This window comes from Anaerocolumna xylanovorans DSM 12503 (assembly GCF_900143645.1).
Classification (GTDB): Bacteria; Bacillota; Clostridia; order Lachnospirales; family Lachnospiraceae; genus Anaerocolumna; species Anaerocolumna xylanovorans.
Genome location: NZ_FRFD01000011.1, coordinates 234,228 through 249,750 on the forward strand (window position 1 = coordinate 234,228; position 15,523 = coordinate 249,750).

Below are 15,523 nucleotides of genomic sequence, written 5' to 3' on the forward strand. Positions count from 1 at the left end.
TAGTAGATTTTCAAGATTTTTTCGAACAAATGTTCATTTTTTATTTTCTTTCCATCCTACTCTTATTAATTACCAGGGATATACTGAAATATGCACCTGCAATTAATACATTTACACCCAGCATATACAGTATTTTATAAATCTCTGTCCATGTAAAGCTATTCAACATTCCAACCTCAGTATTAATATTTTTAAGCCAATAAACTGGCGTAAACTCTGCAAAGCTAATCAAACTTTCCTTCTCTGTCCCAAGTATGTCCCCATTAAGAAATCCCATGACAACTGTAAAAAATATTATCAGAATACTATTTATTCCATGCTTCAAAGCCAGAGCCGATACCATATAGCACAGACCTAAAATACAAAGGGAATATACAAAAAAGTTTATAAAATATATGAAAATATTCCACGTTAATCCTATTTCCGGATTCAATAAAAACATAAGAACCAACAGTAGACCATCGCAGAACAGAACGAACACAAAATTTGATAAAAGCAGACGGAAGTCATTTTTAGCTGCTGATATAGGCGCGATTTCATGCCTTTTACGAATCCCGCTCTCACCAAAACAGCTGCGAATCCTCCCTATGGCAAAAAAGCATAAAAACACCAGTATATAAGATGCTTTCATCAGATAGCTCTGGGTATACGCATTATTCTGATATTCCCTATCTTTTTGTTCCAGATATACACCTATCTCGCCCTGCATATCCTTATCCAGCTTTTTTACAAGCTCTCCTGCTGTTATGTTCTTATTTTCATTAAGATAGGTCTGTGCCGTCTTAAGATACCCATCAACCATAAATTTTAAAGGTAAACTTTCACGTCTCCCTGTATCATCCAGACTGACAGCCGGCTGATGCGGCAATGTTTCGCTGTCCACACTTCCATTCATAAAATCCTTCTGATAAAATTGGGGGATTTCCAAAATATAATCATATTGGACACTGGATAAATAATCAAAATATGCATCAGGAGAGTCTGATATTACAAGTTCGCAGTATTTGCTTAAGTACCTCACAAGACTGCCAGTAAGCTCACTGCCCATGTCTCTGTTAATTACCAGTACTTCTGCCTTTATCCCGGACAAAGTACTGCCATCCGACTCTTTGTACAAAGAATACTTTATCGATATGATAAACAAAACCAGTAAGAGAACCGGTATTATGATGGAATTTCTTAAAAGCTTTCTATATACGTTCGTCAAGGTCTTCTTTCCTTTCCGTAAATCCTCCCGTGCACATTAATTCCCACGAGTTTTACTCTTTCCGCCATTTGTACCGCAGATATAAACAGATACCGGCTGCAAGAGTATATACAAACAGCAATAAACTATCTTTTAGGAATACAAACAGGCCATTTTGCAAGGCAATGCAATAAAGCATTTCTGTAATAAGGGCAGGCGGATTTAAAAAGGTCAGGTATGGAAGCTTATCGGATATGAAATAGCGTGAAGCAGCCGGAGTGAAAAAAGCTGTTAAAAGCATTACAATCAACACACCATTCAACAATACATCTTTAACCTTCTGGTTTATCCTCTTTAAAGTACCAAAAAATGCTCCTGCCAATATGCTGCCAAGAGAGCCAGCCGCAACAGTTGCAAGATATAGTTCCTCTCTTAACTGAAGGTGCTTCCCTATGGTTTTTAACATAATGAAAGAAAAGATCAGAATACATCCGGTCTGTAAAATATATACACAAGCCAAATGGAAAAGGAGAAGCTTCTCCTTAGGAACAGGACTTAAGAGAAGCCTTTTACTAACCGCTGACTGATTCGGGATCAATTCCTTCATTTCCTCAAAGCCCCATCTTGCCCCAAGAATACACAGCAGGGAGGTTATATATAAAAAGGCCAAACACTTTTTATCCGGTAAAGCAATAGGTTCTGTCATATTGACTATCAGTTTACTGTTGCTGTTTTGGCTGTCCATTCTTTGTATTTCACTGTCAATATACCCTTTGATGATTGCCTGCTTGCGCCCCATATCACTCATGTGAAGTTCGGGAACCTGGCTATAAACCAGATAAGCATCTATTTTCTTTTCCAGCAGAAGGGTCTGCATCTTTTCTTTGTCACCATAGACTATATGAAACTCTCCCTTGTTGAGAAAGGAATATGCCGCCATTTCTTTCTCATCCCTTACAATACCGAGCTCTATGTTTCCTTCTTCCCTTGCCGAAAGCAGGGCAGTCATCATAAAATTAATTATTCCCATTATCAGTAGGGGCAGTATTAACGAGAAAAAAAGGATTTTCTTTCTTCTGCACAAAAGTTTTATTCTATCTAAAAAAAGCTCCCAGTAATTCACTTTATTCATGATTTAGTCTTTTAACCTCTCTCGTGATTACGTAGTGAAAAAATTTATTTTTCAACCTAACTCCTTACCGGTTATCTCCAGGTAAACATCATCAAGGGTAGGCATCTCTGTAATAATTCTGCCAAATGGGATCTTTCGCTCCTGCAGATAATCTAATAATGTCATCAGATTATTTCTCCCCTTTTTGGCTTTCATAATTAATGTCCGGTTATCATACTCTGTTCCCGAGACATTGGGAAGCTGTGATATCTCTTTCATCTGCTCCTCTGACAGGGAATATACTTCTACGGATATCTTCTCCCCCAGGGAAATCATATTCTTTAATTCTTCCTTTGTTCCCTGGGCAATAGCTCTTCCTCTGTCCAGCATTGTAATTTCTGTCGAAAGCTGCTCTATCTCATCCATATTCTGGGATATATATAAAATAGTAGTTCCTCGATTTTTTAATTCCTGGATAGAATCCATTATCTTCTTTCTGCTGTGGGGATCTGCCCCCTCTATTGGTTCATCCAATATCAGAAGCTTTGGTTTATGGACAATTCCGCAGGCAAAGCTAAGTCTTCTTAAAAGTCCGGGACTTAATTTTTTAGGATAAAGCTTAATAAAGTCCTCTAAACCCAGAAACTCTATCGTTTCTTTCGTAAATTCCTTTACCTTTTGCTTATCGCCCACGTAAAGACTGCAAAAATAAGATATATTCTCGTACAAAGTCAGCTCTTCAAAAACAGCTTCCTCTTCTAAAACCACACCAATATCTTTTTTTAATTCATAAGAATCCCTGTCCATCTTCTTTCCCCATAAAAGGATGGAGCCCTTATCGTATTTCTTAAGGCCAAGAATACAGTCTAATAAGGTGGTTTTGCCGGAGCCGGCCGGCCCTAAGATGCCGTGGATCTGCCCTTCTTTTACCATCAAATTAAAGTAATCCAATGCAATTATTCTGTCATATCTCTTTACCAGATTTTTAACTTCTATCACCATGAGAACACCCTGCCCGAAAAGTCTTTTTTCCATTATACTTAAAGTAGCCTTCCTTCGCAATATGAATTGCTTTTTATTACCGCTTTTGTTATGATATAGGAAAAATATTTGCTGTTAATGGAAGGAGGAAATTACTTTGCAATTTATTACTGATAAGATGATTCTTGGGACAGGCTGCCTGCTTTTATATCTTTTTTCCTATCCTTCTGACTATTCACCCGTGCAAATACTGCTGTTTGTCATATTGGCCTGTCTCTGTACTTATATTGAAAACCCGCGTATCAAACTGGCCTTATTTTTATTGGCATTGGGGTTTTGCCAGTTCTGGCCTCCCTGCCTTCTTCTAATGCCATTGATATACTATGACATTGTATATGAAGTGTATGGAAATTTTGTTTTTCTGCTTCTAATTCCTTTATTTATGAACTTTACAGAATATAATATTAAGGCTATAGCTTCCCTTTTCCTGCTATTCATACTCTCCACCTTCATGAAGCATAAATCCTATCTGTATGAATCCATGAAGCTGGAATACAACGAACAGCGTGATACCTCAAAAGAGCTCTCTCTCCTCCAGGAGGAACGAAACCAAAGCCTTCTTGAAAATCAGGACTATGAAATCAATGTAGCCACTTTAAATGAAAGGAACCGTATTTCCAAGGAAATCCATGATAATGTCGGCCATATCCTCTCCCGTGCCCTGTTACAGATTGGTGCCCTGCTTATGATAACCAAGGATGAAACAGAAAAAGAAGGATTAACTGACCTGAAAGTTTCCCTTTCCCAGGGAATGGACAGCATCCGAACGAGTATCCACAATATGTACGACGAATCCATTGATTTGTACACCTCCATAGAAGCTCTGACAAAAGATTTTACCTTCTGTCCTGTAATCTTTGATTATGACATCCGTAATACTCCCGACATAAAGCTAAAGTATGCGCTTATTGCTATTACAAAGGAAGCGCTTTCCAATGCCGTAAAGCACTCCGATGCTACAAAGATTCAAGTAAGCCTAAGAGAGCATCCCGCCATGTATCAGTTGATTATTTCCGACAATGGACATATAAGCGAAGAAAAGCGTATCAAGCTGAAAGCCCTGGATAAAAGCCAGAATTATTTTGATGGAATGGGATTGCAGAATATGATGGACCGGGTAAAGGGATTTCAGGGAATTATGAATATATCAGCTGATAATGGCTTCAAAATCTTTATCAGCATACCAAAATAGACCAAATAAAGCTGCAGAAATGGAGATCTATATGAAAGTTCTTATTATCGATGACGACAAACTTGTATGCTCTTCCTTAAAAATTATTCTTTCTTCTGATAAGGAGGTTACTGTATGCGGAAGCGGCAACAGCGGAGAAGACGCCATAAACCTCTATGAAGAAACCAACCCGGATATTCTTCTGATGGATATACGCATGGAGCCCATGTCAGGCCTTGCTGCCGGAGAAAAAATACTTCATCTTCATCCTGATGCAAAAATCCTTTATCTTACTACATTTCTGGATGATGATTACATCATAAAAGCTTTGAATATCGGAGCAAAGGGCTATATGCTAAAACAGGATTTCGAAAGTATCCTCTCTGCCCTCCATGCAGTTTATCAAGGACAGAATGTTTATGGAAATGAGATTATAACGAAGCTGCCCGTATTGTTACAACAGTCAAACAGCAGGGTGAATTACGAAAGCTACGGAATAACGGATAAGGAATATGAAATTATATGTAAAATAGCAGATGGTCTTTCAAACAAAGAGATTTCAGAATTGTTATTTTTAAGTGAAGGTACCGTAAGAAACTATATCAGTCTGATTCTTGAGAAACTTTCCCTAAGGGACCGTACACAAATTGCTATTTTTTATTATAAAAATTGCTGATGAATAAATTAATCCTGCCAAAAGAAGCCCTGTAATTTTCCTTCATACGAAAATTACAGGGCTTCTTTTGTCACTAAATTACTGTTACAAAGCCAGAAAAACCAGGAGCTGCCTAAAAGAAAAGCCAGGATATCAAGGCAAATAATCCAAGAATAAGAATAGCGATGGGCATAAATACCAGAAAAGCTGCCAATGTTAATGCCGACATATCATGCTTTTCTATCTCCATTCCCTTCTTATTGTTCTTATGAGACTTATGCTTTTCTTTTATAGTATCCTCATCTGCAGTATTTTCTGCTTTTTGGTCTTCACTGAACTCATCCGGTGAATATGGTGCTGCATCATCTGGCTTCTCCAGTTCTTTGTCATTCTGCTCTTTCAGCCAGTTCATTGCTCTGTCATTTTTCTTTTGAAAAAACACCATTTCACCTCCTTTTTATAGATTGATCTTATGGTGGCATGCCACAAAATGATCCGGTCTTACTTCTTCAAAATCAGGAATCACTTTCTTACAGATGTCCGTTGCATAACGGCAGCGTGTATGGAATTTGCAGCCCGAAGGAGGCTTTATGGGGCTTGGTATATCTCCTTCCAGGATAATGGCTTCTTTCTTATTGTCTACGTCTGTTGTAGGAATTGCAGATAACAGCGCTTCCGTATACGGATGTGTCGGATGGGCAAAAAGCTCTTCCGTTGCCGCAAGCTCTACAATGTTTCCAAGGTACATAACACCTACGCGGTCACTGATATACTTAATAACACTTAAGTCATGAGAGATGAAAAGGTAAGTTAAGTTCTCCTGTTCCTTTAAATCCAGCAAAAGATTGATAATCTGTGACTGAATGGATACATCAAGAGCAGATACAGCCTCATCGCAAACAACGAATTTCGGCTTTAATGCCAGAGCACGGGCAATTCCGATACGCTGACGCTGACCGCCGGAAAACTGGTGCGGATATCGGTGGATGAAGTAGGGAGCAAGTCCGCATTTCTCCATGACCTCCATAACATAATTCTGAAGCTTTTCATCATTTTTATCAAAATATTTATGTGCCAGAAGACCTTCTGAAATAATCTGCCCTACTGTCATTCTGGGATTTAAGGATGAATAAGGATCCTGAAAGATTAATTGTAAGTCTTTACGGAGCTTACGGCTCTCCTCTTCGTCCAGTCTTGCCAGGTTGATACCTTTATCCCTGTATACTTCATATTTTGCAAAATCAGGATTACCATCATACTTCTTCATGAGCTTGTAAATCTCTGCCCGGATTTCTTCCAGTTCTTTTTCTTTTATCTTGATGAATTCATCCTGCTTTTCAATCTGTGAGAGGGTACCCTTAGTTGCAGCATCAATCTGCACGGCTGTCTTTCCTTTTTCTTTTAAAGAAGAACGCTGTCCCTCATAAGCAACACGGGCTTCATTTTGCTTTTCTTTCAGCTTACGGTACTCAACTCCCGCCTTATATTCCTTTACCAGAATATCAGAAACAGGAGCCAGATTGTCTGCTACAAAGAATCCGCCAATGAGCTGTACAATGTCTAAAAAGCTGTCTCTGGAATGTTTTTCTGCCTCCAAAAGATGAGCTCTAAGTGCATATTTCTCATCGCCGTCCGGCAAAGCATCATATTGCTTTTTGATATTTTCAACTTTTTCTTTTAAAGTAAAGTACTCTTTCTTTCTGTCTACCAGATGGTTAAGAATATCTAATACATAAGCAGGTGCAATTTCATCCACATCTCTGCCATAATACATAGTTCTTCCGTCTGTCTGCGCATATAACTGTAATAGTGTACGCCCAAGAGTAGACTTTCCGCAGCCGCTTTCTCCAACCAGTCCGAGAGTTTCTCCCTCGTAGATATCAAGGGTTATATCATCATTAGCCCTTACAAAGAGCTTTTCTTTTTGAATAAAGTTTTTCTTTATAGGAAAATATTGTTTTAAATTCTGAACCTTTATTAATACTTTTCTATCCTTATTTGCCATTTGCCCTCACTCCTTTCTCCGGATAAAAACAACGAATAGGATGGCCTTTTTCCACTTCTACTAAAGCAGGCTCCTCATTGCGGCACTTATCCGTTGCATACTTACACCTGGGGGCAAATTTACATCCCTTTGGAAGATCCAAAGGATGGGGTACAGCTCCCGGAATAGCCTCTAAGCGGACACCGGTAGGTGTATCAAGCCTTGGAATAGAATACATAAGTCCCTCGGTATATGGATGAGAGTAATTATTTTCCTTTCCGAATATAACCCTGGAAGGAGCCATTTCCACTACCTGCCCGCAATACATAACGGCTACATCATCTGCCATTTCATTGATAACTCCAAGGTCATGGGTGATGAACAGGATGGAGGTTCCGTTTTCTTTCTTTAAAGCATTCATAAGCTTTAATATCTGAGCCTGAATCGTAACATCAAGTGCTGTTGTAGGCTCGTCAGCAATCAAAAGCTTAGGTTTGCAGGCAAGTGCCATAGCAATCATAACACGCTGTCTCATACCACCGGATAACTGGTGGGGATACTGCTTTGCAACAGCTTCCGGATTCGGTATATTAACCTGTCTTAACATTTCCACTACTTTTTTAGCCGCTGCCTTCTTGCTCATCCTCTGGTGGATGATAAAGGGCTCGGAAACCTGTCTTTCTACGGTAAATACCGGATTCAGGGAGGTCATAGGTTCCTGAAAGATAACGGATATATCATTTCCTCTTATCTTAGTCATATCCTTTATAGAAACATCTGCAAGATCTTTTCCGTCAAATATAACTTCACCGCTGTTAATATAACCATTGCCGTCTAACAGCTTTATAATACTCATAGCAGATACGCTCTTGCCGCTTCCGCTTTCTCCAACAACGCCAAGAGTCTTACCTGCTTCAACCTCGTAAGAAACGCCGTTAACTGCCTTTATTATTCCCTTTTTCGTCGTAAAGAATGTGTGTAGGTCTCTTAATTCCAGTAATGCCATTGTATTCCCTCCTAACGTTCCTGTGATTTCGGATCGATTGCATCACGCAGTCCATCACCGGTCAGATTTATGCAAATTACGCAGATACCAAGAACAATGGAGGTAAATACCCATCTCCACCAATAGTTCTGTATTACGATACTGTTGTTGCAGCCATAGAGCATATTTCCCCATGTAGGCTGAGGTGCGGGAACACCAAATCCTAAGTAGGAAAGAGTTGCTTCTGTCAGCATACAGGTTGCAAAATCAAGGGTTGCAGTAACAATAATTACCGAAATAACGTTTGGCAGTATATGCTTAAATACAATAGACATCTGCTTTACACCAACTGCCTTTGCAGCTGTTACAAATTCCTTTTCACGTTCTGAAAACACCTGGGCACGCACAAGACGTGAAAGGCTTGGCCACTGCAACAGACCCAGAATAATCATCATCAGGTAAATACGCTGGTTGGAAGATAGGGCATTGCCTAAAAGTGCTGAAAGGATCATAGCAAAAGGAAGGAAAGGAAGTCCTGATACAATCTCTACGATACGCTGTAATATAATATCTACCTTACCGCCAAAGAAGCCAGAAACACCGCCGATAATTACACCAATAATCGTTGATATAATAACTGCGATCGCACCAATGGTCATAGACATTCTTCCGCCATTAATCAACCGATTTAAAATATCTCTTCCTAAATCATCTGAGCCTAAAAGATATCCTTTTAATCCCCATGTCAGAATCTTTCCGCTGTCTGTGACAGCATAATTCTGATAGGCACCGGTAAATAGTTTTACAACCTTGCTGTTCTTCACCGAAGCAGGTACTGATGCCTGGTTATAATTATCAAAGCCCCAGGCTATCGCTTTACCATCTTCTGTAATTCCGGTATAATGATATCTTCCGGCTTCCAAAGCTACTATCTTACTGGTAATTTCGGGTACTTTTCCTTCTCCTCTTTCGGAGAGATTACCCCATACAAATACCTTACCATCACTGTTTACTGCTGCCATAGTGGAAGCAGTTGCAGCAACATCGACAACCGTTCCCATGTTCTCAGGCATCTTGGTATATCCGTTGCTCTGCTTTCCAAGGTATACAGCCTGGCCATCCTTGGTAAGTCCTAAAACAGCATCTGCTGTTGTAACCACCTTAACAATCTGGCCTTGATAATTATGTGTATTTTTATAATCATTGTTTGCTTCATTACCAAAGAAATAGGTATGTCCGTCAGCTGTTAAGATAACAGAACATTGATAACCTGCAATAACATCTACAATATTGGTAAGTTCCTTTACTTTATCCGGAACAGCACACTGCTTCTGCCTGTCATTGCCCCATGCAAAGACCTTGCCCTCTTCATTTAAAGCAAGTATATGGTCAAAGCCGGCAGATATACGCTTAATCTTTCCCATATTAGAGGGAACGTATTTTAAGTTCAGAGTACTTGTAATCTTTGTCTTACCCCACATATATAACTGGCCACTGTCTGAAACAGCAATTGTATATGTAGGTCCTACGGAGATTTCCGCCACCTTTCCCTCTAAGGAGGAAGGCACCTTCATCAAATCCAAGCCCGGATTCACATTCTGCTGGCTGGTTTCTGTATAAGATAAATCCAGCTTCACAAAGAAAGGTCCGATAATAACGACAGCAAATATCAGTAAAAACACAATTAGGCCGGTCATAGACAGCCTGTTGCTGGTAAAATTTTTGATAATTGTTCTTACAGGTCCTTGCATCTGTTCTTCTTCTAAAATGGATAATTTTTTCTTCCCAGTACCAAAGGCCTTAATAAAAAGAAGCTGTAAAAAACTTTTTTTCTTTTTGGGCGTATTCTTGTTGTCCATACTTAGCCTCCTCCTAATGATTTACCCTGACACGGGGATCAACAAAACCATAGCTTAAATCTATAATTAAGTTACCGATTAATGCGACAACCATATAAAACATCTGTACCGCAAGCGCAACATTGTAATCCTGATTCATAAGGGCATCCATATAAAATTTACCCATACCGTTAAGGTTAAACATCTGTTCAATAACGAGAGAGCCGGAAAAAATACTGATAAACCAGCCGATAATTAATGTAATTACCGGAAGAAGTGCGTTTCTCCAGGCGTGGGAATAGATAACGACCTTTTCCTTTAAACCTTTTGCTCTGGCTGTCCTGATATAGTCCATACGAAGGGCTTCTATCATAGCAGCACGGACATATCTTGTCATACCGCCTAAGGAACCAATTGTCATAACAATCAAAGGCAGTGCCAGATAATGCATTCTGTCAAGGAAAAATACTATACCAGTTCCATGAAAGTTCGGCGTATTCATACCGCTGACGGGAAACCACCGCAGGGTAACTGCAAATAAGAAAATACTGACAAGCGTTATAATAAATATTGGCAAACTGTAACCTACAATGGTTAAAACCTGTACCACATTATCCATCACAGAATTACGTTTTACCGCACATTTAATTCCGAGTGGAATCGATATGCCAAGTGCTAAAATGGTTGCAAATATATTAATAAAAATGGTATTCCCCATAGGCGCTTTAATCAAGTCGACAACCGGCTTTTTATGCCTTGTTGACATACCAAAATCCCCCTGTAATACTCCGCCGATCCATTTACCGTATTTAACGATAATAGGATCATCAAGTCCCATCTGCTTTCTTAACTGTTCATATCTCATTTGATATGCTTCAGGTCTCATGGTTTTTTTAAGAGGCTCCAATTCTGCTCTTGCCGGATCTCCGGGTATTAGATTATACAAAAAGAACATAACGAGAGACATGATAAAAAATACAAAAATCATGTAAAGCACTCTCTTCCCAATATACTTTAACATTCTTATTCCTCCTACAATTGTAACGAATCATGCAAAACTTTAACAGATTTTCTTCTATCATAAATAAATAGGCTTCTTCATTATGCTTAGAAATAATGTCAGCTTCTAAGCACAGTGAAGAATCCTATTCTTAAGCATAGACACTTTCTTGATAACTTTTAAAATACATATTCTTTTATTCATAAGAAATAGGGTATTTATCATACCCTATTTCTTGATTAATATAAAATGCAATTAAATTATTTCTGTTCTTCTACAGAAGCGTACATAAGAGCATACTTCATATCCCAAATACCATTAGGATTATAATTCTTTAATTTTGCATTATAGAAGTCATGATAGAGATTGGAGTATAAAGGAATATCGGGTAATAAATAATTCCATTTTTCAATAAAGGAAACAAATTTAGATTCAAAGGTGGTTTTATCTGCAGGATCAACCAGAACCATATCCTTTGTAAGCTTATCGAGTTCCTCGTCCTTTATAAAGTTGGTATTATCCCCGCCCTTAATAGTATATTGCTGAACCATATCATATATAGGTGTAAATCCGGTTGCAAGGTTAAACATATTATAAGTGGGAACTTCATATTTCTTGTCATTAGAGCCATCTCTGTACAGGTAGCTTAATAATTCTGTAAATGTCATAACTGTCTGGTTAATCTTGATACCAGCAGCAGCAACATCAGGATTATTCTGTAACTTAACTACCAAAAGTTCAGATACAGGATTTTGTTCGGAGGATGCCCATTCAATAACAAGAGGCATTAAGGTTCCGTCATCTAACTTCTTGTAACGTACGCCAGAGGTATAGTCCTTACCGTCTTTGCCATATACCCAGCCGCCGTCTTCCAGTAATTTAACAGCATCATCAAGGCTGTAAGGATAAGAATCCAGTTTTTCATCCAAGGTATCCTTGGTATCCTGATACATCCACATTGCAGGTCCATAAGGTCCGTTAACAACAGAACCGAAACCGCCTGTAAAGGCCTTGGCAAAATCATTACGATCTAACAGATGTGCAATAGCCTGACGAACTTCAACAAACTGTGTGGGTCCAAAATCACAGGCAAACTGCAGTTTACCATAACCATTACGATCATAGGATGAATAAGCAAAACCACCCTTATCAACTAAATCAAGTCCGGCATTGATTTCATCACCGCTTGACATACCATTTAATAAATCAACAGATCCGGTTGATAATTCATCAAGAGCTGTTTCAGTTGTAACTTTTTTATAGATAATTGTCTTTATGCTGGGTTTCTGTCCGTCGCGGTTTCCTAAATACTTAGGGTTAACTTCGATAACAGCCTCTTTGGCGGATCCATTAAAGCTAACAGCATTATAAGCTCCGCAAGTAATGGCAGGAACCTTTGTTCTGGCAGCATTAATCTTATCCTTATAATTTTCTACTGTAAAGTTATCAGAGAAATAAGCACCTTTTCCGTCATCTGAAATTGTAACCTTATCATCTGTCCAGAAAGAAAGCTTTGTAGGCTGTACCTGCACTAAACCTAACTCAAAGAAATAAGGAAGATTAGATGCATCAATTGTAACGGCGAATGTATCATCACTGATTAAATTAACGCCGGAAAATTCTTTTGTCTTGCCGCTTGAGAAATCTGTAAATCCTTTGAAATACATACCAACAATAGTATTATTGGCACCCATATCGGCGATTTGCTTTGATGACCATAAAAGCAGATTGGCAACATAGTCTTTGGCTGTAATAGGTGTTCCATCATTCCATACAAGGTTGTTGTTAATGGTCCATGTATAAGTCTTTGAACCGTCCTCGTTACTGGTAACCTTATAATCCTTAACTACTGTTTTATCTACAACAAATTCACCGGCATCCGTAATATCTGTGGTAGGATATCCGTTTGTCATGTAAAAAATATCATTATCAGCAGCGCCATTTTGGAAATAAGGTATAAACTCACCGCTTAGATCTGTTGTACTACCTATTATAATCTGTCCGCTGGGTTCAGCGGGCGCCTGAGTAGGAGCCTCAGTAGGTTCATCTGTGGTGTCAACAGGAGCAGTAGTAGGCTCTGTTGATATTCCCGTGTCATTCTTTCCTTTGCAGCCTGCAAGGGAAAATACCATGACTACGGTCAGCAATAATGCTAACACTCTTTTTTGCATAAAATTTCCTCCTTAAAATATTTTTGATACTACCCTATAATATTTGCTTTGCAACTGAAAATATGTATGTAATTATTTTAGTAAATTAAAGAATTAACTTATTAAAACATTATACAAAAAAAGCCTTTCCTCATTCTCTCTGAATGATTCAGAAAAGCACCATTGCAAACAAATTTTATCGGACTATATCTTTACGACTTTAAGCCGCCATCACAAGTTGTATTATATAATACAATTACTTGATTGTCAACGAATCTTTACAAACATTGTATTCATCTATATTTATACACTTTACATATTGTATTTTACTTATTTTTCAGCATTTTATATGTAGAAAAATACAATTTTTATGATTACTTATTTATCTATGACATAATATGCTTTTTAACTTCAAAATCTTTCACTAATATACAGCATGTTTTTACGATAAAACTGTTATAATGCTCAAATTCTACCATCATTTTTTTACTGGTATTTTCAGGTTACACTGTTTCATGAATAAAAAGCATGAAGGAACCCGGGGACAAAACACAGGGGTTCTCTTCATGCTTTTAATCAAATACTTCGTCTAACCAGACTTAAACTTTACAGAATAATTAGAACTTGCCTGCGTCAGCACTCTGCTGGATCGCAACTGCTACAGCAACGGTGGCTCCAACCATAGGATTATTTCCCATGCCGATTAAGCCCATCATCTCAACGTGAGCGGGAACGGATGAAGAACCTGCAAACTGAGCGTCAGAGTGCATTCTTCCCATTGTATCCGTCATACCGTAGGAAGCAGGACCTGCTGCCATGTTATCAGGATGAAGAGTTCTTCCTGTTCCGCCGCCGGAAGCTACGGAGAAATATTTCTTACCCTGTTCAACACATTCCTTCTTGTAGGTACCTGCAACGGGATGCTGGAATCTGGTAGGATTGGTGGAGTTACCGGTAATGGAAACATCTACACCTTCCTTGTGCATGATAGCAACACCTTCTGTTACATCGTTGGCACCATAGCAGTTAACCTTAGCTCTGTCTCCTGTGGAGTAAGATTTTCTGAACACTTCTTTTACTTCACCGGTGTAATAGTCCATCTGTGTTTCTACGAATGTAAAGCCATTAATTCTGGAGATAACCTGAGCGGCATCTTTTCCAAGACCGTTTAAGATTACTCTTAATGGCTCTTTTCTTACCTTGTTGGCAGAAAGAGCAATACCGATGGCACCTTCTGCTGCTGCAAAGGATTCATGTCCCGCAAGGAAAGCAAAGCACTTTGTCTCTTCTTCTAACAACATCTTTCCTAAATTACCGTGTCCTAAACCAACCTTTCTCTGGTCAGCAACGGAACCGGGGATACAAAAAGCCTGAAGTCCTTCACCAATAGCTGCTGCTGCATCTGCTGCTCTTCTGCAGTCTTTCTTGATAGCGATAGCAGCACCAATAAGGTATGCCCAACAGGCATTCTCAAAACAGATAGGCTGAATAGCCTTTACCTGGTTGTATACATCAAGACCGGCTGCTTTTGTAATCTCTTCTGCTTCTTCGATAGAAGCTATTCCATAGCTGTTTAATACAGCATTGATTTTGTCTATTCTTCTTTCATATGATTCAAATAAAGCCATTTTATGTATCCTCCTTCGGTTATTATTCTTTTCTGGGGTCTATAATCTTCACTGCATCCGCAACACGTCCATACTGTCCTTTGGACTTCTCATAAGCGGTAGTAGGGTCATCACCCTTCTTAATGAAGTCAGTCATTTTGCCCAGGTTTACGAACTGATAACCGATAATCTGGTCTTCTTCGTCAAGAGCAATTCCGGTAACATAGCCTTCTGCCATTTCAAGGTAACGGGGACCTTTCTTTAAGGTTCCGTACATCGTACCAACCTGGCTTCTTAAGCCTTTACCTAAATCTTCAAGACCTGCTCCGATAGGAAGTCCGTCTTCAGAGAAAGCACTTTGGGTTCTACCGTAAGCAATCTGTAAGAAAAGCTCTCTCATAGCAGTATTGATAGCATCACATACAAGGTCTGTGTTCAGTGCTTCCAAAACAGTTCTTCCGGGAAGAATTTCTGCTGCCATAGCTGCGGAATGGGTCATACCGGAACATCCGATAGTCTCAATTAACGCCTCCTGGATAATACCGTCCTTTACGTTTAAGGTTAACTTACAGGCTCCCTGCTGAGGTGCACACCAGCCAACACCATGTGTTAAACCGGAGATATCCTTCACTTCCTTAGCCTGTACCCATTTTGCTTCTTCCGGGATAGGTGCTGCCCCGTGGTTAACGCCTTGCGCAACCGGACACATCATTTCTACTTCATGTGAATAAATCATGTCAAGACTCCTTTCAATGTACATCAATAATTGCAGTATAAATCGTTATTATTTTAACA

The 15,523-nt window shown here is 39.0% G+C and carries 13 protein-coding genes; 2 read left to right on the forward strand and 11 right to left on the reverse strand.

All coding sequences use genetic code 11. The features are described 5' to 3' along the window. Positions 1 to 40 precede the first annotated feature (40 nt). Genes BUF11_RS18715 through BUF11_RS18725 form a run of 3 tightly spaced genes read right to left on the reverse strand, consistent with a single transcriptional unit; the run spans position 41 to position 3,332 of the window. A complete protein-coding gene (locus BUF11_RS18715; protein ID WP_073590383.1) occupies positions 41 to 1,207 on the reverse strand; it encodes an ABC transporter permease in 1,167 nt (388 codons plus the stop codon). Between the two features lie 52 nt (positions 1,208 to 1,259). After that, positions 1,260 to 2,318 carry an ABC transporter permease gene (locus BUF11_RS18720; protein WP_073590384.1) on the reverse strand — a complete coding sequence of 353 codons (1,059 nt, stop codon included), beginning with the start codon at positions 2,316 to 2,318 and terminating at the stop codon, positions 1,260 to 1,262. A 51-nt stretch (positions 2,319 to 2,369) separates the two neighbouring features. Beyond that, positions 2,370 to 3,332 carry an ABC transporter ATP-binding protein gene (locus tag BUF11_RS18725; RefSeq protein WP_242952412.1) on the reverse strand — a complete coding sequence of 321 codons (963 nt, stop codon included), beginning with the start codon at positions 3,330 to 3,332 and terminating at the stop codon, positions 2,370 to 2,372. 103 nt (positions 3,333 to 3,435) lie between these two features. On the opposite strand from BUF11_RS18725, the gene BUF11_RS18730 reads away from it, so the two are divergent. Further along, a complete protein-coding gene (locus BUF11_RS18730; RefSeq protein ID WP_084558760.1) occupies positions 3,436 to 4,530 on the forward strand; it encodes a sensor histidine kinase in 1,095 nt (364 codons plus the stop codon). A gap of 31 nt (positions 4,531 to 4,561) precedes the next feature. Continuing rightward, the gene (locus tag BUF11_RS18735; protein ID WP_073590385.1) at positions 4,562 to 5,185 is read left to right on the forward strand and encodes a response regulator transcription factor; all 624 of its coding nucleotides are present in this window, start codon (positions 4,562 to 4,564) and stop codon (positions 5,183 to 5,185) included. A 112-nt stretch (positions 5,186 to 5,297) separates the two neighbouring features. Here the strand turns inward: BUF11_RS18735 and BUF11_RS18740 are convergent, their stop codons facing one another. From BUF11_RS18740 to BUF11_RS18775, 8 genes are all read right to left on the reverse strand, one after another. Continuing rightward, positions 5,298 to 5,609 carry a hypothetical protein gene (locus BUF11_RS18740; RefSeq protein WP_073590386.1) on the reverse strand — a complete coding sequence of 104 codons (312 nt, stop codon included), beginning with the start codon at positions 5,607 to 5,609 and terminating at the stop codon, positions 5,298 to 5,300. Between the two features lie 12 nt (positions 5,610 to 5,621). Continuing rightward, entirely contained in the window at positions 5,622 to 7,169 is a 1,548-nt protein-coding gene (locus tag BUF11_RS25070; protein WP_073590387.1) for an ABC transporter ATP-binding protein, read from the reverse strand. Further along, entirely contained in the window at positions 7,159 to 8,154 is a 996-nt protein-coding gene (locus tag BUF11_RS18750; RefSeq protein ID WP_073590388.1) for an ABC transporter ATP-binding protein, read from the reverse strand. The genes BUF11_RS25070 and BUF11_RS18750 overlap by 11 nt, the downstream gene beginning before the upstream one ends. 11 nt (positions 8,155 to 8,165) lie before the next feature. Further along, entirely contained in the window at positions 8,166 to 9,992 is a 1,827-nt protein-coding gene (locus BUF11_RS18755) for an ABC transporter permease subunit (protein ID WP_073590389.1), read from the reverse strand. A 13-nt stretch (positions 9,993 to 10,005) separates the two neighbouring features. Next, positions 10,006 to 10,992, reverse strand: coding sequence for an ABC transporter permease (locus BUF11_RS18760; RefSeq protein ID WP_073590390.1), 987 nt, complete (start codon positions 10,990 to 10,992; stop codon positions 10,006 to 10,008). 239 nt (positions 10,993 to 11,231) lie between these two features. Next, entirely contained in the window at positions 11,232 to 13,142 is a 1,911-nt protein-coding gene (locus tag BUF11_RS18765; protein ID WP_073590391.1) for an ABC transporter substrate-binding protein, read from the reverse strand. 596 nt (positions 13,143 to 13,738) lie between these two features. Next, a complete protein-coding gene (locus tag BUF11_RS18770) occupies positions 13,739 to 14,749 on the reverse strand; it encodes a GGGtGRT protein (protein WP_073590392.1) in 1,011 nt (336 codons plus the stop codon). A gap of 22 nt (positions 14,750 to 14,771) precedes the next feature. Next, complete coding sequence (locus BUF11_RS18775; RefSeq protein WP_073590393.1) at positions 14,772 to 15,464, reverse strand: iron-sulfur cluster assembly scaffold protein; 693 nt, start codon at positions 15,462 to 15,464, stop codon at positions 14,772 to 14,774. Between the last annotated feature and the right edge of the window lie 59 nt (positions 15,465 to 15,523).

What these genes read in the sequence shown, in the direction of transcription:
- BUF11_RS18720 (WP_073590384.1), bottom strand. Translation starts at nt 2,318, where the DNA reads ATGAATAAAGTGAATTACTGGGAGCTTTTTTTAGATAGAATAAAACTT.
- BUF11_RS18725 (WP_242952412.1), bottom strand. Translation starts at nt 3,332, where the DNA reads ATGGAAAAAAGACTTTTCGGGCAGGGTGTTCTCATGGTGATAGAAGTT.
- BUF11_RS18735 (WP_073590385.1), top strand. Translation starts at nt 4,562, where the DNA reads ATGAAAGTTCTTATTATCGATGACGACAAACTTGTATGCTCTTCCTTA.
- BUF11_RS18740 (WP_073590386.1), bottom strand. Translation starts at nt 5,609, where the DNA reads ATGGTGTTTTTTCAAAAGAAAAATGACAGAGCAATGAACTGGCTGAAA.
- BUF11_RS25070 (WP_073590387.1), bottom strand. Translation starts at nt 7,169, where the DNA reads ATGGCAAATAAGGATAGAAAAGTATTAATAAAGGTTCAGAATTTAAAA.
- BUF11_RS18750 (WP_073590388.1), bottom strand. Translation starts at nt 8,154, where the DNA reads ATGGCATTACTGGAATTAAGAGACCTACACACATTCTTTACGACGAAA.
- BUF11_RS18755 (WP_073590389.1), bottom strand. Translation starts at nt 9,992, where the DNA reads ATGGACAACAAGAATACGCCCAAAAAGAAAAAAAGTTTTTTACAGCTT.
- BUF11_RS18760 (WP_073590390.1), bottom strand. Translation starts at nt 10,992, where the DNA reads ATGTTAAAGTATATTGGGAAGAGAGTGCTTTACATGATTTTTGTATTT.
- BUF11_RS18765 (WP_073590391.1), bottom strand. Translation starts at nt 13,142, where the DNA reads ATGCAAAAAAGAGTGTTAGCATTATTGCTGACCGTAGTCATGGTATTT.
- BUF11_RS18770 (WP_073590392.1), bottom strand. Translation starts at nt 14,749, where the DNA reads ATGGCTTTATTTGAATCATATGAAAGAAGAATAGACAAAATCAATGCT.
- BUF11_RS18775 (WP_073590393.1), bottom strand. Translation starts at nt 15,464, where the DNA reads ATGATTTATTCACATGAAGTAGAAATGATGTGTCCGGTTGCGCAAGGC.